Here is a 7,853-nt window from a genome sequence, read left to right as displayed (position 1 = left end):
TTGATCGGCGCCGGGCGGCCCCGGTCAGGTGGCCGACTGGGACTCCCACCGGGGACCGCCTGCATTCCAGGGTTGACGGCGACGCATTCAGGGTCCAACCTATAACATGAAAATCATTTTCAACAACGGCTCTCTGCAAACGGCCCTGAAGACGAAGCTGGCACGCTGAGGCACGAATCGGCGCTGTCCCGCGGTAATGACCCTGCACGCATCCGTACCACCAGTAAATCGGTATCAATTCAGCGCTGACCACTGCCTTGTTCGCAGCAGCCACACCCGAGGAGATCTAGATGTCGTTTGTTGCAGCCACGACGGAGCTGGTTCGGGGCGCGGCCCAGGATCTGTCCGGTATCGGCACGGCGTTGACCGAGGCCGCGGCGAGCGTTTCCGGACCGACAACCGGCATCGCGGCCGCAGCTGAGGATGAGATCTCGATCGCGATCTCGTCGTTGTTCGGCAGTTTCGGCCGCCAGTTTCAAATGGTCAGCACGCAGGCGCAGGCGTTTCACACCGAGTTCGTCAACCTGTTGAACAGCAGCGCAGGTGCCTACTCACGCGCCGAGATCGCCAACGCCGCCGCCGCAAGCGGTCTCGATCCGGTCACCCGTGTCCAGCAGGTACTCGCCGGCACCACCCAGAATGCCCAGCGGGTGTTCGGCGCCTGGGATGCCGGAGTGACCACACTCGTCAGTGGCGTGTCCACCGGGTTCAACCAACTTCTCACCAATCCCACCGGGTTCTTCGGCAAGCTGCCGGCCGTAGTTCAGTCGGTGCACTTGGTTGGCGCGCCGCATGAGCTCTCCGCCGCGGTAGTTCAGCACACCCTGGGCGGCATTACGCAGTCGAGCGGCAGCGAAACCGTCGACGTCTCCAGCGTTCACGTCCAGCTGTACCAGGGGCTCATGGAGGGTTTCCTCCAAAACGGCTCCGAGGGCGCATTATTCGCCGGTGCCTTGAACTTCGCCGCCTCGCCGTTGAGTGGGCTGCTCGTGGGTGCGGTGGGGCCGTTCATCAGCCCGGGGGTGGCACTGCTCAATAGCGTCAACGGCGTCTTCGCCGATATCACCGGTGGCAATGCGACGGGCGCATTCCACGGTCTGATCAACACCCCGGCCAACGTTGTCGACGGCTTCTTCAACGGCGCTGTGCTGAATCTGGACCCGCTGGCGCCCGTGGTCAATCAGCTTTTCGCAGGCCCGGGCGCCGAGGAGCAGGTCGTCGGTATGAGCTTCGGCTTCGGCGGCCTGTTCAGCCCAGGACAGGTGGTCTACGGTGCCGCCGGTCCGAGGTACGACGGTGTCGGCGGTTCGCTGCTCAACAGCCTGGGCCTGCAGCTTGCCGTCGAATCGGACGACTTCGTCGGAACTCTGCCGGTTCCCGCCCTGCCGGTGGGTCCGATTGCCGCCGCCGCGAATCTTTTCAGCATCGTCGGGCAGGCACTCGGCCCCGGTCTGCCGCCCCCGCCGGCGGTCGAGATGTGAGCCGACGCTGACTGCTCCAACGCATGCGCCCGGCCCTCGGATGCAGCAGTGCCAGTGGTTGACTACTAGAACCGAGAGTGACGAGAGGCGGATCGATGAGCAGAACTGCGCCCGAGCTGGGCGATGTACAGGAGACTTTGCTGATTCCGCTCTACGCGCGGGCGTGCGACGCCGCGTCGAGTCGCCCGGTGCTCGGCGATCGCCGGGCACGCGAACTCGTCGACGCCATCGACTACGACTTCAGCGGTTTCCGCGGCCCCTCGCTGTCCGGATCGGTATACCGTTCCTCGATTTTCGACGGCTGGGCAGCGCGCTTTCTGCGCGAGAATCCCGCTGGCACCGTAGTCGAACTCGGCACCGGGTTGAACACCAGATTCGATCGACTCGACAACGGGACACTGCACTGGATCGACCTCGACCTTCCTGACAGCATCGCGCTGCGCCGCCAATTCTTCAGTGACAGAGAGCGTTACCGGATGCTGGCCGGCTCGGTTTTGGACAACGACTGGTTCGACGTCATCGCCGACTCCCCCGCCCCGTACCTGTTCCTCAGCGAAGCCGTCCTGATCTATCTCAATGGCGATCAGGTGCGAAGTGCGTTAACCAATCTCGCACAACGCTTTCCGGGTTCACTGATCGCCTTCGACACGGCGGGTGAAAAGATGGTCTCCGGCCAGGACCGCAACCGATCGCTGGCCCAGGTGCGCGCCCGTCTGCAATGGGTATGCGACGACCCGCACGAACTCCAGGACTGCGGTCTCGATCTGCTCGACAGCCGAACACTGGCGACACCGCAACCAGAAATCGCCAAAAGCTGGCCGTGGCAACGCCGTTACGGCATGCCGGTGCTGGCCAGATTCGCACCTGGGATGGTGAACACGTACAAGTTCAATCTGTTCAGAGCTGCGCCGGCACACTGATACCACATCCTCGGCCGGGTTGCCGGCCGGCTGGCATCCGCATTGCCCGGGCGGAAGCGTGCTAGCACTATTGCTGACGATGGCGGGGTTCGCGCTTGTCGAATCTCTCAATGTCCTCAATCTAGCCGTCACCTCGGCGATCGTGTATGACAGTAGGCTGCAACGTCGTTCACCGTTGCCCGGCGGACTGAGCTTCCTAGGCGGGTTGTTCTCCGCGACCGCTGCCGTCGGTATCACCGTCGTGGTCGGTCTGGCTATCTTCACCGAACCGACCACCATCCGACTGACGCCGTGGATGCGATACACGGGCGAGCTGACCCTGGGGATGCTACTCATTTTTGTGGCGTGCTATCCATCCAGAGTGCGTTCCGCCGCGCCGCGCTGGACGTTCCCGGTTATGCGACGAAATCCGTTGCTGCTTGCCGTCTTCGGTGTCGTGCTGGGCTTTGGCCAATCCGCGACCGACGTCATGTATCTGGGCGCCCTCGCGATGCTCAGTACTTATCGGCTTCCGATTTCGGTCTGGCCGGTAGTCGTGATCGCCTATTGCGCGATCGAGTTATGGCCTTCGCTACTGGTGCTTTTCCTCGGGAGCAGGCGAACAGCGCGGGCACGGCGTATTCAACGTCGGATCCTACGAACCGTCACCCGCTTCGGCCCGCTCGTCATACGCGCGTTGTGCCTGAGCGCCGGTTGTGTGCTTGTCGCACATTCGCTCCTGCATTGCGCCGGCATGCGGTGAATCCGTCGATTCTTGATTCGCCGTGCCGAACACACCGGTGGACTGCCGATTTTCCCGACCGACGGGCTGACACTGGCTTATTATTTGACAACCCGGGCCGTTACCCCAAATGAAAACCACTTTCATTAAGCGTCGTCAGCGGGTAGCTTGGCAAGGACGATAAACGTGTTTCGCGTCTGACTCTGCCCCGTTATGCGACCGAGGAGCCCGCGGTGTCTGTCCCCCACTTCTGTGGTGACGGCAGCTGTCGCTGGTGCGTCCCGACGGACCGCGTTGTCCGCACGCTTCACCGCAACCGCGCAACAACGGCACGGCCGGCGGGCACGAGGTGACCGCGCCGATCTGGATGGCCCTGCCGCCGGAGGTGCATTCAGCACTCTTGAGCAGCGGACCGGGCTCGGGGCCGTTGCTGGCTGCCGCAGCGGCCTGGAATGCGTTGAGCGCCGAATACGCCGATGTGGCTGCGGAACTCGCCGCGGTCGTCGGCGCGGTGCAGGCCGGAACATGGCAGGGCCCCAGTGCGGAGTCCTATGCCGCCGCTAATGCCCCGTATGTAGCTTGGCTGGCCCAACAGGCCGCCGACTCGGCAGCCACGGCGCTGCAGCACGAGACCGAAGCCGCCGCCTACACCGTCGCTGTGACGACCATGCCTACCCTGGCCGAGTTAGCTGCCAACCATGCCACCCATGCAGTGCTGTTGGCAACGAACTTCTTCGGCATCAACACTGTCCCGATAGCTCTCAACGAGGCCGACTACGTGCGAATGTGGATTCAGGCCGCCACCACCATGAGCACATACCAGGACGTTTCCGCGGCCTCCCTGGCTGCGGTGCCGGTCACCGATGCGGCACCGCCGGTGCTGAAGTCTGACGCCGCGCCGGCTGCCGTCGACTTCTCCCCGGAGAGCATCTACACGGCCTACCAGCAATTCATCCAGGGCCTGGTGTTGCGCCTGTTCGGAATCCCGGGAAACGAGGTGCCCTATCAACTTCCGGCCCTGGAAGCCTTTCTGGCGGCTCCGTCCCTGGAGACTCTCAATGCATTCGTCTTTGCGATGGTTGTCGGATTGTCCATCGACGGGGTGACTTTCGGACTGCCCGCAGCGCTGCTGACGACTCCGGTGCTGGGATTCGCTGGTCTGAGCCTGGCGGGCCTGGGCGGATTGGGCGTATTGAATCGACTGCTGCAGCTGCCTCCGCTCGATTTCGATTTTCCGGAATCTGTTGCGGCGCTGCCGGGTTCGGCCCTCGGACCGCTGCCGGCGGTCGCGGCACCCGGGACGGTGCCGTCACCCGCGCCGGGCGGGATCACCGCTTCGTCGCCAGCATCCACTGCGCCGCCGGCCCCGGCGCCGAGCCCCGCACCGGCACCGGGCGCACCCGGATTCGGTTATATGGTCTACAGCGGCGGACCTGACGAGGGGGCAGGCCCATCCTTGACCGAAGGCGGCACAGCGAAGGCGCCGGCCGCGGACATCGCCGCGGCGGCAGCAGCGCCGGCCCGGGGGTCCGCGCAGCAGCGCGCACGGCGCCGTCGACGTGTCGTGCTGAGGGATTACGGGGACGAGTATGCGGACTTGAACGGTGCGGACGTTGGGCCTGACCCTGTCGGCGCTGCGACGGGTGCCTCCGAGCGGGGCGCCGCACCCTTGGGCTTCACCGGCGCGGTGTCCAGGGCAGAAGACGTCCGTCCCGGGGGGTTGGCTACCGTTGCCGGGGACTTCGGCAACGGTGCGCGCGCGCCGATGCTCCCGCAAACCTGGGGCAGTGAGCCCGGCGAGGAGCCGCGGACACCCGGCGGGCCCGCTGCTGCGCAGCCCACCGACGAGCGATACACATGACCATGCGCGGCTACACCGGCCGACGGCAACTGCCCGACACATCGACAAGGGGGGTGGCGTGTCGCCTTTTGCGGTGACGCCCGAGGCGTTGGGTTCGGCGACAACGACTTTGGCGCGAATCCGTTCGGAGCTGGATGCCGCGCGGCTGGCAGCTGCGGCGTCGACCACCGGCCAGATGGCTGCCGGCGCGGACGAAGTGTCATCAGCGATCTCGGCGCTGTTCGCCGAATTCGGCGCCGAGTTTCACGCCGTTGAAGCGCGAGTCGGCGCTTATCATCAGCAGCTTGTTCAAACGCTGAGGGCAGCAGCCGCAACCTACAGCGCCGCGGAAGCGTTCAATTCGTCAACGCTGGAGATGGTCCAGCGTGAGGTGGCCGCCGCGCTCGACGCGCCCCGCCTGGCGTTGTTCGGTCGCCCGATGATCGGCACGACCGCAACCGGCACGACAGCCACTCTCGCGGCGGCGGACTACGCCACGCTGATCATGGGCGGCACCGGAAACGCGACCCCGGGCTCCGGCTACCTCAACTACGTCTACGACACCTACATCGCTCCTCGGATTGCCCCGCTGACCGGCACGCCGACCGGCCTGACCACCCCGCAGCAGGGCTGGCCGCTGACCGGCCTCAATAGTCTGACGTTCGACACCTCGGTTGCTCGAGGCGTGGAGATCCTCAAGCAGGCGATCGCGGCTCAACCCGCTGGCACAAAGACTGCGGTGTTCGGCTTCTCACAGAGCGCCACCGTCGTCACCAACTATCTGAATGAAATCGCCACCGGTGCCATAGCGAACCCGCCCAACCCGGCCGACTTGAGATTCACCCTCATCGGCAATCCCAACAATCCCAACGGCGGCCTCTTCGAACGCTTCGTCGGGCTCTACATCCCCGGCTTCAACGAGACGCTCGGCGGTGCAACACCCGACTTGGCCTACCAGACCGACATCTACACCATTCAGTACGACGGCTTCGCGCACTTTCCCCGCTACCCCACCAATTTGCTGTCGGTAGCGAACGCCGTTGCCGGTTTGTACTACGACCACCTGGCGCCGACGCCCACTTATATGAGTCTCACGCCCGAGCAGATCGGGTCGGCGGTCGTCGCGCCGGTGTCTCCGGGATCCGGCAACACCACCTACTACATGATCCCGACGCAGGACCTGCCCTTGCTCAGGCCGTTGAACCTACCGCAACCTCTGCTCAACATGGTCCAGCCGCCGTTGCGGGTGCTCATCGACATGGGTTACGGCGATATCGGCGGGCCCAACACCGAATATGCAAACCTGCCCACACCGGCCAGTCTGTTCCCACTCATCAACCCGATCAACGTCGGCGGCTACCTGATCGAAGGAGTCGGCCAAGGAATACAGGCCAATCTGGTGCTGGCCGGGTTGCTCCCGGCATCGGCCATGCCGAACGCGTATCCCTTTGTGCCGTCGCTGGATCCCGGGTTGACGATCAATGTGGGCCAGCCCAGCATCACCGGGGTTTCCGCAGTGACCACCGTCGCTGGTTCGTTGTTACGCGCGCTTCCGATCCCGCCGTTCGGGGCAGGCTAGTCTGCACCCCCGGCGGGAGCGCCCGAGGACTGAATTGAGCGTTCGGGCAATGACTTTCCCCCGAGGTGTGACCTGTCCGTCTGCCAATCGGCACCTCACTTCGCGCTACCACACAGCTATCGAAAACGATTTTCGTTTTGACATTGCACGCGCTACAGTGCAAATACATCGCCGCACAAGAAGACTGGGACTGTTGCATAGATGACCAACTCTGTCGACGTCGATCCGTACGCGCGATCGGCGGAATTCTACGAAGTCATGGCGTTGCCCCACTGGGCGATGAAACGCGATGTTTTGGTGTCTGCGCTGCAGAGCGGCGGGCAGGTGACCGAGCCCGTGCTTGACATCGGAGCCGGAACCGGCTTGTCGACGATCACGATCGCCGACACCATTCCGCACGCAGCTATTCACGCAGTTGAACCATCCGCTGCCATGCGCGCCGCACTGGTGTCACGCGTGCTCGGCCGCAGCGATCTGATTGACCGCGTGACCGTCCATTCCGATTTCGTCGAGGACTTTCAGCTTCCCGAACGCGTGGGCGCCGCAGTGCTTTTCGGCGTGGTCGGATTCCTCGACAGGCAATCCCGCCATCGATTCTGGGACCAGCTGCGCTCGCGACTGACGCCGCAAGCGCCGGTTGTCGTAGAGGTGATGGCGCTCGACCAGCCCATGGCCATACCGGAAATGACGATAGCGCAGCAGCGAATTGGCAGCCGCGACAACGAGGTTCGCATATCCGGCCAGCCGGCCGGCGCCGATGTAGAACTCTGGACCATGCACTACGTGGTGCGCGAGGATCAGCAGGTGATTCGGGAATTCACCACGAACTACACCTGGCGCACCGTGGGTCTCGCAGAGCTTGCCCACGAGGCCGCAGAACACGACATGACTTTCCAAGAACTCCACCCGCTGATCGGCCTGATGCAGCCGCGGTGACCGAGAGTCACCTGAGCCCAGATCCGTTGCTGTGCCGATCAGTTGTGCCGGACGGCCCGACCGGCCCATCGCCGATACCGGTCGAGTTGCGCAGGAAGCGGCGCATTCTCAACCCCGGCCGTCCTGGTGTCGAGCAGCGCAGACCTGACATAGTTTTCCTGGCGCGTTTGATATCCGGATGCGGGCTCACGCCGGCCCGCCGCGGCGTCCGGGTTTCACCAACTGCCCGTTCGCGGGTAGTTGGCCTGTGTGCGCCAATTGGCGCAGCCGGACTCTGGACAAGCCGAACTTGCGCAGATGCCCGCGGGGGACGGCCGACGGCGTCGCGGTTTCGGACCCGTACGGCACTGGCGTCTCGGGGCTGACGGCCCAAATC

Annotated in this window: 6 protein-coding genes and 1 pseudogene; 6 read left to right on the top strand and 1 reads right to left on the bottom strand. The window is 64.4% G+C overall.

The window, feature by feature from the left end; genetic code table 11:
* Positions 1 to 290 precede the first annotated feature (290 nt).
* The 6 genes from gjpA to AC5Y6Y_RS01260 all read left to right on the top strand — a co-directional run bounded on the left by gjpA (position 291) and on the right by AC5Y6Y_RS01260 (position 7,477).
* A complete protein-coding gene (gjpA, locus tag AC5Y6Y_RS01285) occupies positions 291 to 1,481 on the top strand; it encodes an outer membrane porin GjpA (protein ID WP_499929065.1) in 1,191 nt (396 codons plus the stop codon).
* Between the two features lie 95 nt (positions 1,482 to 1,576).
* Positions 1,577 to 2,401, top strand: coding sequence for a class I SAM-dependent methyltransferase (locus AC5Y6Y_RS01280; RefSeq protein ID WP_463824537.1), 825 nt, complete (start codon positions 1,577 to 1,579; stop codon positions 2,399 to 2,401).
* Positions 2,402 to 2,480: 79 nt separating this feature from the next.
* On the top strand, positions 2,481 to 3,143 hold the full coding sequence (locus tag AC5Y6Y_RS01275) for a GAP family protein (RefSeq protein ID WP_463824538.1): 663 nt from the start codon (positions 2,481 to 2,483) through the stop codon (positions 3,141 to 3,143).
* Between the two features lie 328 nt (positions 3,144 to 3,471).
* Positions 3,472 to 4,983: a PPE family protein gene (locus tag AC5Y6Y_RS01270; protein WP_499929330.1), complete on the top strand. Its 1,512-nt coding sequence runs from the start codon at positions 3,472 to 3,474 to the stop codon at positions 4,981 to 4,983.
* Positions 4,984 to 5,041: 58 nt separating this feature from the next.
* Positions 5,042 to 6,541, top strand: a complete 1,500-nt coding sequence (locus AC5Y6Y_RS01265) for a PE-PPE domain-containing protein (protein ID WP_499929063.1) — start codon at positions 5,042 to 5,044, stop codon at positions 6,539 to 6,541.
* A gap of 201 nt (positions 6,542 to 6,742) precedes the next feature.
* Positions 6,743 to 7,477, top strand: a complete 735-nt coding sequence (locus AC5Y6Y_RS01260; protein WP_499929061.1) for a class I SAM-dependent methyltransferase — start codon at positions 6,743 to 6,745, stop codon at positions 7,475 to 7,477.
* Positions 7,478 to 7,663: 186 nt separating this feature from the next.
* Here AC5Y6Y_RS01260 and AC5Y6Y_RS01255 read toward each other — a convergent pair.
* Positions 7,664 to 7,850: pseudogene (locus AC5Y6Y_RS01255) on the bottom strand (uS14 family ribosomal protein); the annotation flags it as partial.
* Between the last annotated feature and the right edge of the window lie 3 nt (positions 7,851 to 7,853).

Source organism: Mycobacterium sp. NGS24 (assembly GCF_059813065.1).
The sequence above is the reverse complement of the archived record's forward strand: the minus strand, read 5'-3'. Positions and strand labels throughout refer to the sequence as shown.